This window comes from Anoxybacillus eryuanensis (assembly GCF_051200995.1).
GTDB lineage: Bacteria > Bacillota > Bacilli > Bacillales > Anoxybacillaceae > Anoxybacillus > Anoxybacillus tengchongensis.
The window spans coordinates 253704-272266 of sequence record NZ_JBPODS010000003.1; the positions used below are offsets into that span (position 1 = coordinate 253704).

Consider the following 18563-nt stretch of genomic DNA (forward strand, 5'->3'; position numbering starts at 1 on the left):
CATCACCCTAGCCAATGCTTACGCGCAACACTTCTTCTGTTGTCGTCAGCCCTTGCTTTACTTTTAATAGACCATCATCAATTAAAAAAATCATTTTATTTTTTATTGCTAATTCACGTAATTTCGAAAGCGGTTCTCCATTTAAAATGACTTTTCTCATGTCATCAGACATGACCATTAACTCATGTAGTGCAATACGTCCTTTATATCCGGTCATATTGCACGTCGGACAGCCTCGACCGCGCATCACTTTCTCAATTTTCAAACCGCGCCGTGCAAAAATATCTATTTCTCGCTTCGTCGGTTCGTGTTCTGCTTGGCAATCGCGGCAAACTCGGCGCACGAGACGTTGTGAAACAACTCCTGAAAGTGATGTCGCAACTAAAAACGGTTCAACGCCCATATCAATTAAACGAGCGACCGTGCTTAATGCATCGTTTGTGTGCAACGTACTTAACACAAGATGCCCCGTTAAAGATGCACGAATGGCGACTTCCGCTGTTTCGCGATCACGAATTTCCCCGACCATAATAATGTTCGGGTCTTGCCGTAAAACCGAGCGCAACCCTTCTGCAAACGTCATCCCGACATTTGGATTCACTTGAATTTGGTTAACCCCCTCAAGCTGATATTCGACAGGGTCTTCAATTGTAATAATGTTCACATGTTCGCCGTTTAATCGGTTTAACGCCGCATAAAGTGTCGATGATTTTCCTGAACCCGTCGGTCCCGTAATTAACACGATGCCCGTCGGCTGTTCAATGAGTTGAATAAACCGTTGCAAGTTTACTTTATTAAATCCGAGTTTATTTAAATCATTTAATGCTGCACCTAAATCAAGCACGCGCATAACAATTTTTTCACCGTAAATCGTCGGCAACGTCGATACGCGCAAATCAATCGGATGAAAATCAATATTCATTTTAATGCGCCCATCTTGTGGCACGCGATGTTCTGTAATATCCATATTTGCTAAAATTTTAATGCGTGCCGTTAACATCCCTTGCATATGTTTCGGCAACGCTCGTTCTGTACGTAAAATCCCGTCAATTCGATAACGAATGACGACTTTTGTCTCATGGGGGTCGATATGAATATCGCTTGCTCGCTGTTCTACAGCCATTTGTAAAATTTGATTAACGAGCCGCACAATCGGCGAATCGTCTTCAACAAGTTTCTCTTGTTCGCGAGGCTCTTGGACCGATGCAATGTTTAAAAATTCTTCAACCGAATCATCAATATCGTAATATTTATTAATTGCCCGTAAAATATCATCTTTTGATGCGATCGCCACTTCAATATGAAAGCCGGTCGATAGACGCAAATCATCAATCGCAAAAAAGTCCATCGGGTCTGCCATGGCGACAAATAGCCGATCCCCTTCTTGCTTTAAAGGAATGAGCATATTGCGTTTCGCAAATTCTTTTGGTACAAGGTTCATTAATTTCGGATCAATCGGATACCGATATAAGCTGACGTGCGGGATGCCGAGCTGAAACTCTAATACTTCAATTAATTGTTGTTCGGTAATATAGCCGCGTTGCAATAACGCATCGCCTAATTTTTGCCCAGGAGCCTTTTCTTTTAACGTTTCTTCAAGCTGTTCTTTCGTAATGAGCCCTGCTTCAATTAACAAATCACCTAATCGTTTTCGCTCTTGTTTTTTCATGAGGTCTCATCCTCATTTCCTTTGATTTGCTCGTTTTCATTTCCCCATATATCTTCTTGTTGTGATGGTTGTGCTGAAGGTGTCTCACTTGGGGTTGGACTCGCTTCGTTATTTGCTCCCGCTCGTAATCCACGCACTTCGACGCGATGAATCGGCGGGTAAAAATCTTCTGAAACGAGAACCGTTTCAACTAACGTGCGGTTTCGATCGTACACTTCTTTATATAAGCGAATAAGCATTCCTTTTTTTCCTTCTTCTTTTATTCGCTTTTCGTTCGGCTTCAGCAATGCGCTATATTGTACAATTGTTTTCGGATCATAGTACTCAATAGGATCTGTTTTTAATACGTATTGATATATAAATGGTGCACCGATCAAAGACGCTCGCATGTCATTCCCTTCGATCACCCATTCAAAAGTGTATGCCCGATCGTTTGGATTAAAGAAAATAAAATCTTTTTTGTCTTGTTCAACAGCTGCTTCAAATCCTGCTTTGACTCCGTTTGGCAATACGGTGCTCGTATGTCGTTCAACAATTTCAAAGTTCGTCGGTACAATCGCTTCATATAAAACTGACGCAAATAACGTCATTGCTTCTTTTGATAAACTTATTCCTTGTTTTTTGAAAAAGCCCAAAACAGAAAATATTTGCTTTGGCTCAATAACCATTGTTGTTGTCGGAATTATACGAAGCTCTTCATGTAAAGGAATAACAGCTTGCGACAATATTGTTTGTTGTTGCATGTCTTCCCGCACGTATTGAACAAGCGATAGTTGAGTAGATGTGAGTGAGGCAGCTGCTTGTTCCAAATGAGTTTTCACCTTTTCCACATCAATCCAGTCGTTTGATGCACCGATAGAAGAAATGGCATCTTGCAATGCTTCGGCATCAACAGAAACGAGGAGAGGGGCGTGCTTCCCGCTCACCGCCTGTTTCATGCTCTCCTCAATATGAAACGTAAAATGATTCGTTTGTACCGTTACCTCTTTTCCTTCCAGTACAAGCGCCATCTTTGCTGATTGCTTCCATTCGTTCACTTTTTGACTCATTTGTTCATGCGCTTCTTCATATGAACGATTGGATACGTCAATCGGTCCGATCATCGTTCCTTCGGCAAATTTGTCTCCGCTAGCAAACGACTCGTACGCCCACGTTGCCAATTTTGTACTAGCAAGTAAATATGAAACGGTAATGAGTAACGTAAAAAATAGCTTGAATGAAACGATTCGGCGCACGGCATACGCCTCCTTATTCGACGTTCATAGACAATTCAATAACAACATCAGGTCCTTCTTCTTGCGCGCGCATGACGTCTTCTTTCGTTAAAATTGTATCTTTTGAAATGAGCACTTGACCATTTGCGTCAAAAATATCTTTTAATACTCGTTTTCCTGTTAACATGTCGATTTGTTTTTGACGTAATTCATCAAGCTCATTTTCAAATGACTTTGGCGCAATTTGTTCAATGAGCGGTTGTACTTGTGTTCCCTTTAGCGACAATAACGCATCAACATCGGAAACGAGCGTTTGTTGCGCATCTTCATGAACAATTAATAAATCTTTTCCGTATGTAATGACATGATCGGCACGAACGACGCGAGAGTCGTTTCCGATTTGTACTTCAATACCTGTAATTTGTCCCGTCTCTTCGTCAATATAAAATTCTGTTGCTTCTCCAAGCAATTGACCTTTTCTCGTCATCACTTTCGCTTGTTTAATCGCAATTTTTTTATTGACAAGCTCATTCGCAATAGGAATGACGTTTAAATCGAGAACAGCTCTTTCTTCTTCAACCGTTACCGCAAATTCCCCAATTCCGATCACATTTCGAAACGGAATCGCTTTCATACTAATTTCCCAATTTTCTTGATCAACAATTAAAAAGTCGACTGTTCCTTTTTCTGGGTTTATGACAAGCGACTTCACTTGTCCAAGTTGAACCCCGGTTTGAATGCTAATTACTGGAAGACCGATAACTTGTGCACTACTTTTCATTTTTTCCACCCCATTTTTTGTTCAGCGTAATGAATCATGTGTGCTAATTGTTGTTGAATGATTGGATAAGGCTCATATTGCCCGTACAATTGTTTCGCCACATCATATAACTTTTCATATTGTTTCGAAGCAACGTAATGCTCCATTAATACATTCGCAAATGTATAATAATCTTGTTCATGTAAACGAGGATGTAAATGTTTATAAATCAACTGTTCATATTCCTCGTCCGATAACAACGGACGCATGGCGTATAAAGAAGCTAGTAAATTTTTTATGAACGGTTTTGGAAGCATGCGTATCGCTTCATCGTCTTCTTCTATCGCTATTGTTTCATCATATATAGATGGTTCTTCGTCCACATACACGATGGCTTCTTCGACAATCGGTATGCTTTCTGCTTCATCTTGCTGTTTTTCACCAATAGCATCTCCTTCGATGACTGGAATCATTTCCATCTCATTTTTCTTTTCATCTACTATGCCATCATCTTCTATAACTGTCTCGATTTCATTTTTTTCATCGACAAAATACTCAGTCATCTCGTCAACAACAAGCTCGTCCATGTTAAGCAACTCATTTTCTTCTGTTTCAAACAAAGGTTGATTATATGTTAGCTCATCGTTTTCTTCGTCTGACAAATCAACCCATTGTTCATCGTTCAGCTCATGATGTTCGTTATTTACATCTGTACTGTCATTGTACACTATATGTAGCGGTTCAATCACATCGTCCATTTCGGTTAATGGTTCAATGATATGATCGTATTCATTATTGCGAAGAGGCTCAACGGAACCATGTTGTTCAACCTCTTCTAGCCCGTTACTTTCAAGCCACTCGAATTCCATTTCTTCCGTTTGTTTTTGTTGGAGGTCACGTTCTTCTTCCTGCTTTTCTTCTACCACTTCTTTGATCATAAATATCGGTTCTTCGTTTTGCTCACCTTCTACATCGTTCACTACAATTAAATCGTGCTCATGAATACGTGCATAAAATAAATGACCGAGCTTTTGTTCAAGTAAATATGTGCTAGCAATCAATAAAAGTAAAAGAAATAATACCGCTTGCCAAAGTGGAAATTGTTTTACAGCAATCATGCCAAAGACGCTTAATAAACAAGCGACCGTTAATAAAACCACGATCCCTTTTTTTGTCCACCCAAAAGGCAACCGAATATAGATGGGGATTAAGATGAGAAAGAAGATAGTGAAAAATAAATATGACAACTTGTTCCCCCCGTTCACAAATGATACAACACCTAACTCTAACATATTGTATAATAAAGTTATGTATTTTAAAAGAAGGGGAAGGAAAATGTGTCAAAAGAAAATGAATATTTTTTATGATAAACATGGTTTTACGTTAATTGAAGTACTATTATCCATTGTTATTTTATCATTTGTTGTGAGCGGCATGTTCATGTTTTTCACTAATGCGATGACATACACAGCGTATAGCCAATCAAAAACCGTTGCCGTCAATATCGCTCGTGGGGTTATTCATTATATGGAACGTCTCGATTTCCAAACGATCAACGCCTATGTTCATGACCATATGACAGAACAAACACCGTTCATACGCTTCGATGCTTCGTCATGTTCCAATACATCGTTATTTCCTAACGAAGACGTATGCCAAGCTGTTTTTGCACCAACGGTTAACAACGTAACATATGATGAAGAAGACGTACAAGCTTGGTTAATTCCATACGATCAAGCCATATGGTCAAACATAAAAACAAACCCGCCAAGCGAATTTCCTGACCCTTTAAAACAAACGATTCAAAACGAGAAAGATATAAAAGAAAATGTAAGCGACTATTTACTTCGTTTATATGTCACTGTCCGTTCAAATAACGAAGTGATCGTATTAAAAGGGGTGATCGCCAATGAAAGTATTCGCTAATGAACGAGGACTAACGCTTATTGAACTACTTGTCGGTTTAGCGATCACATCGATTATTGCTGCTTCTGCATATGGCGTATTTACAGCCGGAACGAAGGCGTATAAACGAATTGGCATTGAAAGTCAATTACGAAGTGAAGCAGATATATTGATGACAACGATTTTTAACGAACTATACACCCTTGCGCCAGACGGCTTAAACAAAAATGAATCAAACGAACATACATTAACGTTTGTCAATCACATAAAAAAAGAAATTGATACAAATACAGGTCTTGTCGAAGAAAAAGAACAAGAAGGACAAACGTTACAAATTAAGATAGATGAGGCAACAGGAACATTACAAATAAATGATAAACAAATCACATCAAGTAATTTACGCATCGTCCCAGAACAATCAACGTTCACTTATACGTGCGTACAAGAACAACAAAATGTATGTAAAAGCGGGGTCATTTCGATTCGTTTATCTGTTCAAGACAATGACCATCGCGACCTAGACGATCCATTATACATTGAACCGTTTACGTTGCAATCACAATTTGGGTTTTAAAGGGGGGAGAGAGAGGTGAATGAAAAAGGATATAGTCTTGTGCTCGTCATGTTAACAGTCACTATCTTTTTTATTATTGGACTTACGATTTTATCCGTCAGCATATATCAAGCAAAATTTACTCAAGTGCGCGTAGAAGATGTCACATCGCTTCACGATGCCGTCAAAAACGTAGAAGAAACAGTTGCTGAGCTGAAAGCGAAAGTCGAACAGTTAACGTTATCAACCCCGACACAGCTTGATCTCGATTTAGGAAATGCGCAAGCCGGCTTTTTAAGTGAACTCATGGAACGCCATAGCGTCACAATTGAAGATATCACCGATGCAAAAGGAATCGTGCGCAATAAACTATTTACACGTGTTTTTCGTATATCCGCCCCATATGGAAGCAAAACGGTCACACGTGAAGTGATTGTTACGAATGCACCGAGCTTTTTAAAATATGCCCTTGGTTCGCGTGAAAACGTTACGTTAAATGGCGGAGCATATATTGACGGCAATATATATGCTGAAAAAGATATATACGTCACAAACGTTGCCAACTATATTTACAACTCGACACTTTATTCCGTACAAACGAGCTTTCCGACGACAAGTGAAAAAAGTATATTGTTTGTTGAAGGCAACCGTTATGCGTGCGATCATGGAAATGGAGCAAGAAGTTGTTACACCGTATCAACTGCATTTACAAAAAACATGAACGATTTTACATCGGATTCACTGTTGTTTCAATACCAAGGACCGAGCGTTCAAAAAGAACAAGATGACTTTATTGACGTAAATTTTGATTTGACATTAAAAGACAAACTACTATCAGCGGCTGGCATTGATGGATTTGATCCGAGCAAACAAGCGCAATATCAAAGTCTTATTTCTTTACCATTATCCGAGCTTGTCGAACAAATAAAATCGTCATTTGCGACTGTTGTCGTTAATGACCCTGTCGATTTACCAACCGCATTAGAAGGCGCGATTGCCAGTGGAAAATCCATTTTCCTTGATACAAGTACCGTTCCGTATTTCGATATTACATCGTTAACTCTAAACGATGGGCAATGGTTCATTGTAAACGGTGACTTGACTTTAGAAAATGCAGGGAATTTACCTTTACAAATGAAAGGAAATATCATTGTGCTCGGCAATTTAACGATTACAGGACAAGTGGCGTTCGATTCTACCGTATACGTCAATGGAAATACGTCCATTTACAATACGACAATTAGCGGCTTAAATGGGAAAGAAGTTGTGTTACTCACAAAAGGCGAGCTAGAAATTGCTCGTGTCAATGAATTTACAAACCATTTTTCGTTCACAACACCAAACTTAAAAGGATTTTTCTATACAGACAGCAATGCAGTGATTTATGCTGTCGGATCATATATAAATATTGAAGGAGGGCTATTCGCTCGCGGCAACAGCTCTATGATTCCTTACACAGATGAAAACGGGTTGATCGTTAATACGTATCGTGGTGAAACGAATGATAGCGGAACAAATCTTTCGTTTCAAATGCTCATATCATCAGAAGAAGAGCAAAAGCAATATGCTCGTTTCGTCGTGAAACATAATAAAGATGTATTTATTAACCGTGGGCTTGGTTTACCGCTTGTTAAGCAGCTTGCCGTTATTGTCGATGAAATACGGGTACAATGAAAAAAAGGAGCTACTTGGCTCCTTTTTCCTTTAGCTGTTTTATAATGTTTTCGTGTTTCCAATATTGCGCAAGAGAAAGTGCGGTGTTTCCGGTTTTGTCTTTCACCTGCACATCGGCTCCATAGCGAAGCAAGAGCGTCACTAATTTATCGTAACCATACTCAGCTGCAACCATTAACGGTGTTTTTCCGATGGTTGTTTGCGCGTCTACCTTTGCTTTTTTCTCTAATAAATATGTGGCTACGTCAATAAAATTTCGTTCAACGGCTTTATATAGCGGGGTTTCACCAGCTTTATTTGCGATCTCTACGTTCGCGCCATGTTCATATAAAAAGCGAACAACATCGATATTTCCAGCCTGCACCGCAAGCAATAACGGCGTTTCACCATGTTTATTTATCGCATTGACATCGACGTCGTATTGACAAACGAGTTGTACAAAAGCAAGATTCCCACTCCCTGCCGCAATATGCAAGGGAGTATTATTTTCTTTATCTTTCTCTCGCACCGTCTGTTCATTCACTATTTGTTTCACAATTTCAATATTTTCTTCATTCCCTTGAGCTAAAGAAGAAGCGAGCGCGAAATGAAGGGGAGGAAGCGGCATAACAGCCGACTTTCCTCCAGATTTTAATAGTTTTACCGCAATGTCACGCTGACCGGTACGCATCGCCACATCGAGCGGTGTTTCATTTTTTATTTTGAAATTAATATTTTTTTCTTTTTTCATATATTCGCGCACTGCTTCAACGTTTCCTTGCTCAATCGCCCGGATAAATTTTTGTTGCTTTTCTTCTTGCGACGGAAAGCACCCACTTAACAAGCTGATGATGACAAATAGCATCACCACTTTTTTCATACATGTTCACATCCTTCGTTAGTACAACCAGCCGTTTTTATTTCCGCCTTTCGTTGGATCTGTCGCATGTTCTACGACACGAATGACCGTTGATGCCGTCCACGCTTTTCCGTTTTCATCGATCAATTTTACCGTCAGCGGTGTTTCACCGAGACGTTTCGCAGTCACTTCTCCATTTGAATCAACAACCGCATAATAACTATTACTGATAGTAAATGAACGGCTCACAATTTTTGTCGTCGCATTTGCTGGGATTGGTGCAATATATGGTAATACATTAATTGTTTTTCCTTTTTGCACAACGAACGTTGAAGGGAGCGAAATACCTGTTAACGGTGAACCAACATGAACAACGGCTGTTCCAATGACACCGTTATGCGCTTGCGCGGTAATTGTCACTTGTCCTGTGCTCACACCTGTAATCTTTCCATTTTCATCAACCGAAGCGATATTCGGATTCGATGACCGCCATGTAATCGTCTTATACGTTGCATTGTTTGGTGCAACTGTTGCTGTGAGAGTAGTTGTTTCACCGATATTCATATGGACAACAGTTGGTGATACGACAACTGCAGTGACCGGGATGGCTTGAACGGTGACAGTAACCGTTTTTTCAATCAGCTCATCATTTCTGTTAAACGCTTGAATAGTTAGCGTTGTTACTCCTTCTTTTAATCCGGTAATTGTGCCGTTTGCACCATTCACTTCAGCATACAAGCTATTTCCTAGTGAATAAGATACCGCTTTTTTTGCATCTGCTGGCGATACGGTAATTGGAATTGGAATTGTTTCACCCACATGAACAGTAAAATCGTTTATTGTCATCGAATCAACTGGGATGCGTACGATCACTGTCATCGTTGCTGTTTTTACGTTACCGAACACATCTTTTACACGCGCTGTCACTTGTGCTGTTCCTTCTTGTAATGCGGTAATGACGCCGTTTTGATCAATTGAAATGATTTGCCCGTTACTATTTTCGCTCCACTCCACTGAGGCGATCGTTGCTTCTTGTGGCAAAACGTTTAACAATAAACGCGCATTTTTCGGCACGCCACGATTTACAAACATCGTACTTGGTAGCGTGACATCTGTAATTTTGTAATCAGAAACAAACGACAAAGCATTAAATGACAAATTGACGACTTGCGTATTAATATCTTTATACGTCAATTTTGCTTGCGACAGTGAGAACGTTCCTTTTGTCATTGGCTTTACTTGAATGACGAACGTTTGTGGTTCAGCTACATACGTTGTTCCTGATTTTACAAACGAAATGTCTGGTAACATTCCTTTAATTGTATATCCTTCTGTGATTGTCCCTTGTTTTGTAAATCCATTCGGTAAAGAAACGACCTCAATACCTGCTGGCAATTTTTCTTCAAATGCCATGTTCGTTACTTTTAACAACGTATTCGTTAATAATGACAACGGTTTTGGTGTGAGTGTATATTGTATCGTCACCGGCTCATGAACTGGGGCGATCGTCGTTGAAATCGTTCGACTGACTTCAATATTTGCCGATACTTTTTCAATGACGACTTGAAATTCTTTCGTTACTTTTGCTCCACGTGCGTCTGTTGCTTCAATTTTTATTTTCGCTGTTCCACCGTTTGGCATATTGTGCGGAAGCGATTGAATAATTGTTGTGCCGTTTGGTACGTTGTTTTGCGCATACACTTCTTGATCGTTTAACCATACTTTCGTAGAAAATGTTCGATCTACTAAGTCTAAATCTTCCACTTTATACGAGAGTTCAATCGGCTGATTGCTCGGAATTTTTTCGTTTTCTCTCGGTGTGATAACTGTTAATTGCGGTGCATGGTTTGATCCGAAAAACGCACGGTACATTGTATTGACAAATAATTTTTGTTCATCTTCTGGGAATGCTGATGTTGTCCCTACATGCCCTGTTCCTGAGTATGTGACGTTTCCATTGGAATACGTATAATAATGGTTCCAGCTATCGTGTACATCACGAGGAGATCCATTAATATTGTACCAAGGGATTACATTCTCATTTTCTAAATTAAGCGTATAATATTGATTGTGCGTTGTTGCGATTGTAATGCTGTCACCTAATGCAAATGGATAGTTTGTCATTAAACCGCTATTCACTTGTTTTGTACTTGTCGATGCATTTGGTGCACCGTTTCCTAAATCCGTTTGCGGTTGAATTTGTTGCACAATCGGACCGAATTCATTTACCCATACGTTATTTGCTCCAAACATCACATCATGTGTAAACATGACGCTTTGACCAGATTGAATAAAGTTTTTGACGGATTGAACGGTATTTTGATTTAAAGAAATAACAGAACCACATCCGTTATAACAATCTGCAAAACCAAAAATAATCATATCATATTTTCCATTAATGACTTCATGTGAATAATTTGGTTCGTACACCTTGCTTTTTTGAAAATCTGCTAATGTTGTTACGTCAATATTAATATGATATTCATTTGTACGACTTAAAAAACTCGGATTCATATTTTTCGTATTTAATAAAGAACTTGCATCGTTCCCTTTCCGAATTTGTAATACTTTAATATTGGCAACAACATCTTGAAACTTCACAAACCCTTTTTCATAATCTTTTAACGCGCTTGTTTCATCAACAATTTCTACTTTCCAATAACGTGGTCCAGAATAGCCAGCTGGAAGAGTGTATGAAATCGTTCCTGTTGCTCCTTGCACTTGCTTTGATGCAACAATTTCTTCACTCGTATATTTGTCGTTAAAATCAGAGTCGATATATAAGTTGACAGTCAATAATTTATTTTGAAATTGTGTATAATTCGTAATTTGATATACAAATGACAGCGTATCTCCTTTTGTATACACCTGTGTCGAAGACGGGGCATTTGTTAACACAAAATGAGGACGTTTCGTGCCATTTGTCGCAAAATAGTTTTTCATGTTCGTATTCGTTGTAAAGAAAATGACGTTTGTTTTTGACTTCCATGCATTGGATTGAGAGTAACTATACAATTTACTTGTCGGATACTTTTTTACGCTGCTGTCATGAAGAAAAACAGGCAATCCTTTGTCAATATAAAATTGTTTGATTTGTCCAGCTTTCAAATCTGTCACATCGTTTAAAATATTCGTCGTATTATGCGATGCACTTCTATTGCTGCTCGTTGTCATGCCTAGTTTTGTCGGGTTATAATCGCCACTCGAAATCACAATCGCATCATATTTACCGTCTAATTCATCACGCAAAGCAACAAAACGTTTCATCGTCATCGTTGTCACATTGATATTCGACGTGCTCCCTAATTCTTGTTTTAACGGTGATGAAGATAATTGATTGGCATGACTAACAATTTCAAGAACATTGTATGTGATATTGTCATTCGCACGTACAGTGATGACAGGAATGAATAACGGAACGAGTAAAAGAAGCGTTAAAAATACCGAAACAGCTCTTTTCACCTATCTCTCCCCCTTTCAAAAATCCTACTTTTTATCTATTATACCAGCAATTTTCGTCTTACTTATATTTATTTTTTATAAAATTTCGTACATTTGAGATGAAATAAAGTGAACCTGTAATTAAAATAATATCATCTTTGGCGACTTGTTTCCGTTTCTCTTTTAACCATTGTTTCCAGTCATTTGTGTATTGTACATTCGGATGCGTCGCTTGTTCCGCAAGTTGCTCGGCGGAAAGGGCACGTGGAAAATCAAACGTTGTAAACGTCATCGTTTCGGCAATCGATTGTAGCTTTCGAATCATCGCTGTGACCGGTTTATCACCTAGCGCTGTAAAGAGCACGTGCACACGACGATTCGGATAGTGAACGTTCATCGTCGCAACAAGGCTATCAATTCCTTCTTCGTTATGTGCTCCATCAATGATGATCAATGGACGATCGTTCATCTTTTCAAATCGTCCGAGCCACTCCGCTTTTCGAATACCGTGATACACATGTTCACGTTCAATCAAAAACGAATAATACGTTCGTAAATAATCGGCGACCATAAGCGCGAGCGCAGCATTTTTTACTTGATGTGCCCCAAGCATCGTTGTCGTTACATGATGATATGTCGTAAACGGTGTTTGTAACGAAAAACGTTCCCCACTTGCTGTTGGTTCATGAGAGAAAAGCGTGAAATCACGACCAAGCGCATACGTTTTTGCCCGCACAGATGCTGCTTTTTCTTCTACTACTTGTAGCGCCTCGGGCTGATCGATCGCAGTAACAACAGGAATTCCTGCTTTAATAATTCCCGCTTTTTCAAACGCAATTTGTTCGAGTGTATCCCCTAATATATGTATATGATCGTAGCCGACATTTGTAATCACCGATAAAAGCGGATAAATGATGTTCGTTGAGTCTAAGCGACCACCAAGTCCAACTTCAAAAATGACAACGTCTTGCACGTTCATTTTACCGAAATAATAAAGCGCCATGGCGGTAATAACTTCAAACTCTGTCGGCCCACCTAATTCCGTCTGTTCTAACTGTTCTGCTAAAGGCTGAATGACTTGCACAAGTTTGATCAGATCGACATCGCTAATCGGTTGTCCGTTTATGCTAATGCGTTCATTAAACTGTTCAACGTACGGTGATGTAAATGTTCCAACACGATATCCTGCTTCTTGTAATATATGACGTAAAAAGCAAACGGTTGATCCTTTTCCATTCGTCCCACCCACATGAATCGCTTTGATGCGACGCTCTGGATGATCGAGCTTTTCCATCATCCATTCCATTCGTTTTAGTCCCGGTTTGACCCCTAACTTTAACCGTCCATGAATCCATTCAACTGCTTCTTTATATGTACGAACCATGAAAAATCCCCCTTCTATCAAAGTGAAAGACGAATCCAAAATGGATTCGTCTTCATCATAAAACTATTGTTTTAATTGTGCAAGACGGGCGCGAACAGCTTCGCGTTTTTCGATGTAGTCGCGCTCTTTTTTCCGCTCCTCTTCCACAACGTGCGCTGGCGCTTTCGCTAAAAATCCTTCGTTGCTTAATTTCTTTTGCACACGCTCGACTTCTTGATCGAGTTTTTGCAGCTCTTTTTCAAGACGTTTCACTTCTTCTTCAATATTAATTAACCCTTCGAGCGGCAAGCTTAGTTCTGCCCCTGTCACAACAGCGGTCATCGCTTTCTCGACCGTTGGAATCGTCGTGTCGATGACAAGCTCACTAGGGTTACAGAAACGCTCGATATATGAGCGGTTTTTCTGAAGGGTATTCGCAATTTGCTCGTCTTTTGCTTTAATGTGCAGCGTAATTGGCTTGCTTAGCGGCGTATTCACTTCAGCGCGAATGTTACGCACCGCGCGAATAATATCAACAAGCAAACGCATTTGTTCAGCCGCTTCATGATTGCTTAGTTCAGGACGAACTTGCGGCCACGGAGCAACCGTAATCGATTCTCCTTCATGCGGAAGTTGTTGCCAAATTTCTTCGGTAACAAACGGCATAAACGGATGAAGGAGACGCATCGTTTGATCAAGCACGTAAGCAAGAACGGAGCGAGTCGTTTTCTTCGCTTGTTCATCGTCACCGTATAGTGGCAATTTCGCCATTTCGATATACCAGTCGCATAAGTCGTCCCAAATGAAGTTATATAACACGCGACCAACTTCACCAAACTCGTATTTATCTGCGAGTTTTGTCACCGTCTCAATCGTTTCATTTAAGCGTGTTAAAATCCAATGATCCGCAACAGATTTTTCGCCATGTAAGTCGATGTGTTCATACGTGAATCCTTCCATGTTCATGAGCGCAAAACGGGAAGCGTTCCAAATTTTATTGACGAAGTTCCATGTCGCTTCAACTTTTTCTGTACTAAAGCGCAAGTCTTGACCAGGGGCACTTCCCGTCGCTAAAAAGTAACGAAGCGAGTCGGCACCGTACTGATCAATCACATCCATCGGATCGACGCCATTGCCAAGCGACTTACTCATTTTTCTTCCTTGTGCATCGCGCACTAGTCCGTGAATAAGAACATCTTTAAACGGGCGTTTTCCTGTAAATTCAAGCGCTTGGAAAATCATGCGCGATACCCAGAAGAAAATAATATCGTAGCCTGTAACAAGCACATCTGTTGGGTAATAACGGTTATAATCTGCCGCTTCTTCGTCTGGCCAGCCCATAGTTGAAAACGGCCAAAGCGCAGAACTAAACCACGTATCTAATACATCTGGGTCCTGTTCCCAATTTTCAATATCTGCTGGTGGCTCGTGTCCGACATACACTTCGCCTGTTTCTTTATGATACCATGCTGGGATGCGATGCCCCCACCAAAGTTGGCGAGAAATGCACCAATCGCGAATGTTTTCCATCCAATGTAAATACGTTTTTTCAAATCGCTCTGGAACGAAATTCACTTTTCCTTCTGTTTTTTGTAGTTCAATGGCAGCTTCAGCAAGCGGCTTCATTTTGACAAACCATTGTGTCGATAAATACGGTTCTACGACTGCACCGCTCCGTTCGCTATGACCGACAGAATGCATATGCTCTTCGATTTTAAATAGCACACCTTGTTCTTGTAAATCTTTGACGATTTGTTTGCGGCATTCGAAACGATCGAGTCCCTTATATTGAAGCGCATTGTCGTTCATTGTGCCGTCTTCGTTCATCACAAGAATGCGCGGTAAGTGATGACGGTTTCCGATTTCAAAGTCGTTTGGATCATGTGCTGGCGTAATTTTCACCGCTCCGGAACCGAACGACATATCGACATACTCGTCACCAATAATCGGAATTTCACGACCGACGATCGGTAAAATGACTGTTTTTCCGATCAGGTGTTTGTAGCGTTCGTCTTCTGGATGAACGGCAACCGCTGTATCACCAAGCATCGTCTCTGGACGAGTCGTTGCCACTTCGATATAGCCAGAGCCGTCTGCAAGCGGATAACGCATATGATATAGCGCACCTTGCACATCTTTATACACGACTTCAATGTCCGATAATGCTGTTTTTGTTACTGGATCCCAGTTAATAATGTATTCGCCACGATAAATAAGTCCTTTTTCATATAACGATACAAATACTTCACGCACCGCTTTTGATAATCCTTCATCAAGCGTAAAGCGCTCCCGCGTATAATCGAGGCCAAGTCCAAGCTTCGCCCATTGAGAGCGAATATGTCCTGCGTATTCTTCTTTCCATTTCCACGTCTCTTCAACAAATGTTTCACGCCCTAAATCGTAGCGTGTTTTTCCTTCGTTGCGGAGCTTTTCTTCCACTTTTGCTTGCGTCGCAATCCCCGCATGGTCCATGCCCGGAAGCCATAACACGTCATACCCTTGCATGCGCTTCATGCGCGTAATGATGTCTTGTAACGTCGTATCCCATGCATGTCCTAAATGAAGTTTCCCTGTCACATTTGGGGGTGGAATGACGATCGTAAATGGTTTCTTCCTTTCGTCACTTGTTGCTTCAAAAAACTTTCCTTTTAACCACCATTCATAACGATTTGCCTCAACAGTACGGTGGTCATATTTTGGCGATAACATAAAAATCCCTCCTTCAGTCAAATAAAAAACTCCTTCCATCCGAAAAGGACGAAAGGAGACTCTTTCGCGGTACCACCTTTTTTCTTAAGCAACGCTTAAGCACTCAAATCGATAACGGCGATGCACCGGCTTCTTCTACTTTCGTTCGAAGAAACAGCTCCAGGGCGACCTTCCGACGACCACAAACCTAGGAAATCTCGCAGCTACTGATTTCCCTCTCTGCAAGGCGGGTTGCGCCGTACTCTTCCCTATCTTCGCTTTTTTCTATTCATACATAATACTATATAAAAATCATATGAATCGTCAATAAGGTTTGCCACATTTTCACTCCTTTATACATATGATAAAAAAGAAAAGCTCCAACATGTGGAGCTAACCATTTGAAAAGGAAGTGAACATATGCGTAAACGTTTCAACCCGTACGCTTGGCCACCGTGGTTGAGAAAGCTGCGCTTTATTGCTGAACAATGCATCATCCCGATTACCGTTGTTCAAGCGATTCGCACCATTTTATTTCCAACAACAATCGACGTTATTTTACTCGCTATTTTCATTTTTCTTTCCTTCGCTTTACATTACGATTGGATTTGATTTGTTTGTTTTTCTTCTTCCCATTTTCCGATGACATATTCGATATTTTTCATTTGCCAATATGCCTGCTGCCAAGTAGCGGTGAATTGTCGCTCATGTCGTTGTTGTTCGTACCGATGAATGAGACGAACAAAACGATGTGGATCAACAAGTAAATGAAAAAATAAAAGCCGTTCATCTTCTTCAAGCGCCAATGTTTGTTCATACTGTGAAAGCCATTGTACTGCTTCATCACATACAATCGGATACGTATGCAAATATTGGCGAAAAAAGAAAAGTAAATCATGAAATGGAGGAGCCCAACGCGCTTGTTCAAAACTAATAAAATACGATGTACCATCATCTCGTTCGACATAATGGCGAAACGACGGGCGACCGTGAATATAGCAAATGCGCACCGTCTTTTTTTCTCGCATTCGCTCACGCCATTCATTTAACGTATGTTCAGAAAAAGAAATGGCGCGCATAACGTCAAGAAAATGGATGCAACATTGCAGTTGAAACGGCGACATATACCATTGTTTTTCACATTGTTCAATATACTGAGTTAATGTTTGTTTTGTCTTTTCAAGTGAGCTTTTTCGTTCCTTATAATACGATTCGATTTCCGTTTCCATCGTTTGCATTTCTTTTAACGAATGTTTATGCCATCGCGCCAAATCGTGAAAAAATGACGATGTTGGATCCGTTTTTTCTTTTAACCAAGGCATCATATAATACCATTGCCCATCTCGCTTTTTCGTTTCGTAAATCGGAATGGCAAGCGGTATACGGAGACGATGCGCTTGTTCAATCGCTTGCCAATGTGCCAATGAAGCGATTCGTTTGAGCGCATATGTTCTATTCGCTATTTCCCATTTTTGTATACGCTCATGTTGTAATTGCACCGTTTTCATCATCGTACAACCCTTTTACACTTTACTTGGCGTTGGAATGTATAGCAACTGTCCTTCGTGTATATCCGAACCGCTTTCTAAATGATTTGTACGCAACAACTGTTGGACAGATACGTCGTATCGCTCGGCAATCTTGTCCAACGAATCACCTTGTTGGACGATACAAATTTTCAAACGAGCAAACGTCTGTTCTTCATTTTTACCAAATAGTTTTGTTAAATATAACGCATTTTCATTTCGCTTTTCGTTCGTATCTCTCCCTTTCATTTCAAGTTGAAATGATTGTTTTTCCTCTTTTTGTTCTTCAGCTCGTTTATCTTCATGTTGCTCATCATCTAATAGCTGTTGTTCAACATGATTACTTTCTTCATGAAACATATAAAACGGTGGAACGTTGACGATACTTCCTTGATCCTCTTCCGTTTCTTCCTGTTGATATACTTCTTCTCTTGCGACCACTTCAAACGGTTCGAAATCGTCTACATTGTATGGCTCCCATTCATCATCTTCGCGATCATCGTCCATTTGAATACCATGAATGGCCACTTCTGCAATAAGACGTAATTCATGTTGCCTTAAATCATAATCAAATGATTCAATAAACACATACACTTGTTCGAGGTCATCAATTCGCTCTTTCGGTACGGTGACGTCAATCGGAAATTGATGCAAAAATTCACCAACTTGTTCATCGTTTATACGGACATGCTCAACGTAGCGAACGGCTTCAATCGATAGATCGTCCTCTCCATCTTCTTCCCGCTTCGCATACTCCCCTGACAGTTCCAACACCCCGCGAATATACACATAATCTCCTTGTTCCTCAATCGTAATGGTTGGTTGTAGCGAAATCGATAATAACTGATCAACGTGATGTTCACGCCGAAAGGCAATCGCTTCTTCAATTGAAAAACGCAACATGCTCATCTCTCCTTCAACGTCCAAGTCAT

Annotated in this window: 14 protein-coding genes and 1 other annotated feature; of the genes, 4 read left to right on the forward strand and 10 right to left on the reverse strand. The window is 40.3% G+C overall.

Annotated elements, in window-relative coordinates:
- Positions 1-7: 7 nt before the first annotated feature.
- From HNQ84_RS05915 to HNQ84_RS05930, 4 genes are read right to left on the reverse strand one after another with little or no spacing between them, the layout of a single operon-like run.
- Positions 8-1669 (reverse strand): GspE/PulE family protein, encoded by a 1662-nt coding sequence (locus HNQ84_RS05915; RefSeq protein ID WP_435621483.1) that lies wholly within the window; start codon positions 1667-1669, stop codon positions 8-10.
- On the reverse strand, positions 1666-2904 hold the full coding sequence (locus tag HNQ84_RS05920; protein ID WP_435621484.1) for a VanW family protein: 1239 nt from the start codon (positions 2902-2904) through the stop codon (positions 1666-1668). Before HNQ84_RS05920 ends, HNQ84_RS05915 begins: the two co-directional genes overlap by 4 nt.
- 13 nt (positions 2905-2917) lie before the next feature.
- Entirely contained in the window at positions 2918-3664 is a 747-nt protein-coding gene (locus tag HNQ84_RS05925) for a PRC-barrel domain-containing protein (protein WP_435621485.1), read from the reverse strand.
- On the reverse strand, positions 3661-4803 hold the full coding sequence (locus HNQ84_RS05930) for a hypothetical protein (protein ID WP_435621486.1): 1143 nt from the start codon (positions 4801-4803) through the stop codon (positions 3661-3663). The genes HNQ84_RS05925 and HNQ84_RS05930 overlap by 4 nt, the downstream gene beginning before the upstream one ends.
- Positions 4804-4978: 175 nt before the next feature.
- On the opposite strand from HNQ84_RS05930, the gene HNQ84_RS05935 reads away from it, so the two are divergent.
- From HNQ84_RS05935 to HNQ84_RS05945, 3 genes are read left to right on the forward strand one after another with little or no spacing between them, the layout of a single operon-like run.
- Complete coding sequence (locus HNQ84_RS05935; RefSeq protein WP_435621487.1) at positions 4979-5569, forward strand: prepilin-type N-terminal cleavage/methylation domain-containing protein; 591 nt, start codon at positions 4979-4981, stop codon at positions 5567-5569.
- Positions 5553-6122: a PulJ/GspJ family protein gene (locus HNQ84_RS05940; RefSeq protein WP_435621488.1), complete on the forward strand. Its 570-nt coding sequence runs from the start codon at positions 5553-5555 to the stop codon at positions 6120-6122. Before HNQ84_RS05935 ends, HNQ84_RS05940 begins: the two co-directional genes overlap by 17 nt.
- A gap of 15 nt (positions 6123-6137) precedes the next feature.
- On the forward strand, positions 6138-7775 hold the full coding sequence (locus HNQ84_RS05945; RefSeq protein ID WP_435621489.1) for a hypothetical protein: 1638 nt from the start codon (positions 6138-6140) through the stop codon (positions 7773-7775).
- A 10-nt stretch (positions 7776-7785) separates the two neighbouring features.
- Here the strand turns inward: HNQ84_RS05945 and HNQ84_RS05950 are convergent, their stop codons facing one another.
- From HNQ84_RS05950 to HNQ84_RS05965, 4 genes are all read right to left on the reverse strand, one after another.
- A complete protein-coding gene (locus HNQ84_RS05950) occupies positions 7786-8634 on the reverse strand; it encodes an ankyrin repeat domain-containing protein (RefSeq protein ID WP_435621490.1) in 849 nt (282 codons plus the stop codon).
- A gap of 18 nt (positions 8635-8652) precedes the next feature.
- Positions 8653-12075 carry an Ig-like domain-containing protein gene (locus HNQ84_RS05955; RefSeq protein WP_435621491.1) on the reverse strand — a complete coding sequence of 1141 codons (3423 nt, stop codon included), beginning with the start codon at positions 12073-12075 and terminating at the stop codon, positions 8653-8655.
- Positions 12076-12133: 58 nt separating this feature from the next.
- The gene (locus HNQ84_RS05960; RefSeq protein ID WP_435621492.1) at positions 12134-13438 is read right to left on the reverse strand and encodes a bifunctional folylpolyglutamate synthase/dihydrofolate synthase; all 1305 of its coding nucleotides are present in this window, start codon (positions 13436-13438) and stop codon (positions 12134-12136) included.
- A 63-nt stretch (positions 13439-13501) separates the two neighbouring features.
- Positions 13502-16126, reverse strand: a complete 2625-nt coding sequence (locus tag HNQ84_RS05965; protein ID WP_435621493.1) for a valine--tRNA ligase — start codon at positions 16124-16126, stop codon at positions 13502-13504.
- 41 nt (positions 16127-16167) lie between these two features.
- Positions 16168-16390 (reverse strand) — a binding site (T-box leader).
- Between the two features lie 135 nt (positions 16391-16525).
- Between HNQ84_RS05965 and HNQ84_RS05970 the strand changes: the two genes are divergently transcribed.
- A complete protein-coding gene (locus HNQ84_RS05970) occupies positions 16526-16717 on the forward strand; it encodes a YszA family small membrane protein (RefSeq protein ID WP_183249657.1) in 192 nt (63 codons plus the stop codon).
- Here HNQ84_RS05970 and HNQ84_RS05975 read toward each other — a convergent pair.
- The gene (locus HNQ84_RS05975; RefSeq protein ID WP_435621494.1) at positions 16702-17616 is read right to left on the reverse strand and encodes an aminoglycoside phosphotransferase; all 915 of its coding nucleotides are present in this window, start codon (positions 17614-17616) and stop codon (positions 16702-16704) included. The genes HNQ84_RS05970 and HNQ84_RS05975 overlap by 16 nt on opposite strands.
- Positions 17617-17628: 12 nt before the next feature.
- Positions 17629-18534 carry a LysM peptidoglycan-binding domain-containing protein gene (locus HNQ84_RS05980; protein ID WP_435621495.1) on the reverse strand — a complete coding sequence of 302 codons (906 nt, stop codon included), beginning with the start codon at positions 18532-18534 and terminating at the stop codon, positions 17629-17631.
- Positions 18535-18563: the final 29 nt, after the last annotated feature.

What these genes read in the sequence shown, in the direction of transcription:
- HNQ84_RS05925 (WP_435621485.1), bottom strand. Translation starts at nt 3,664, where the DNA reads ATGAAAAGTAGTGCACAAGTTATCGGTCTTCCAGTAATTAGCATTCAA.
- HNQ84_RS05965 (WP_435621493.1), bottom strand. Translation starts at nt 16,126, where the DNA reads ATGTTATCGCCAAAATATGACCACCGTACTGTTGAGGCAAATCGTTAT.
- HNQ84_RS05975 (WP_435621494.1), bottom strand. Translation starts at nt 17,616, where the DNA reads ATGATGAAAACGGTGCAATTACAACATGAGCGTATACAAAAATGGGAA.
- HNQ84_RS05980 (WP_435621495.1), bottom strand. Translation starts at nt 18,534, where the DNA reads ATGTTGCGTTTTTCAATTGAAGAAGCGATTGCCTTTCGGCGTGAACAT.
- HNQ84_RS05960 (WP_435621492.1), bottom strand. Translation starts at nt 13,438, where the DNA reads ATGGTTCGTACATATAAAGAAGCAGTTGAATGGATTCATGGACGGTTA.
- HNQ84_RS05935 (WP_435621487.1), top strand. Translation starts at nt 4,979, where the DNA reads ATGTGTCAAAAGAAAATGAATATTTTTTATGATAAACATGGTTTTACG.
- HNQ84_RS05950 (WP_435621490.1), bottom strand. Translation starts at nt 8,634, where the DNA reads ATGAAAAAAGTGGTGATGCTATTTGTCATCATCAGCTTGTTAAGTGGG.
- HNQ84_RS05970 (WP_183249657.1), top strand. Translation starts at nt 16,526, where the DNA reads ATGCGTAAACGTTTCAACCCGTACGCTTGGCCACCGTGGTTGAGAAAG.
- HNQ84_RS05915 (WP_435621483.1), bottom strand. Translation starts at nt 1,669, where the DNA reads ATGAAAAAACAAGAGCGAAAACGATTAGGTGATTTGTTAATTGAAGCA.
- HNQ84_RS05940 (WP_435621488.1), top strand. Translation starts at nt 5,553, where the DNA reads ATGAAAGTATTCGCTAATGAACGAGGACTAACGCTTATTGAACTACTT.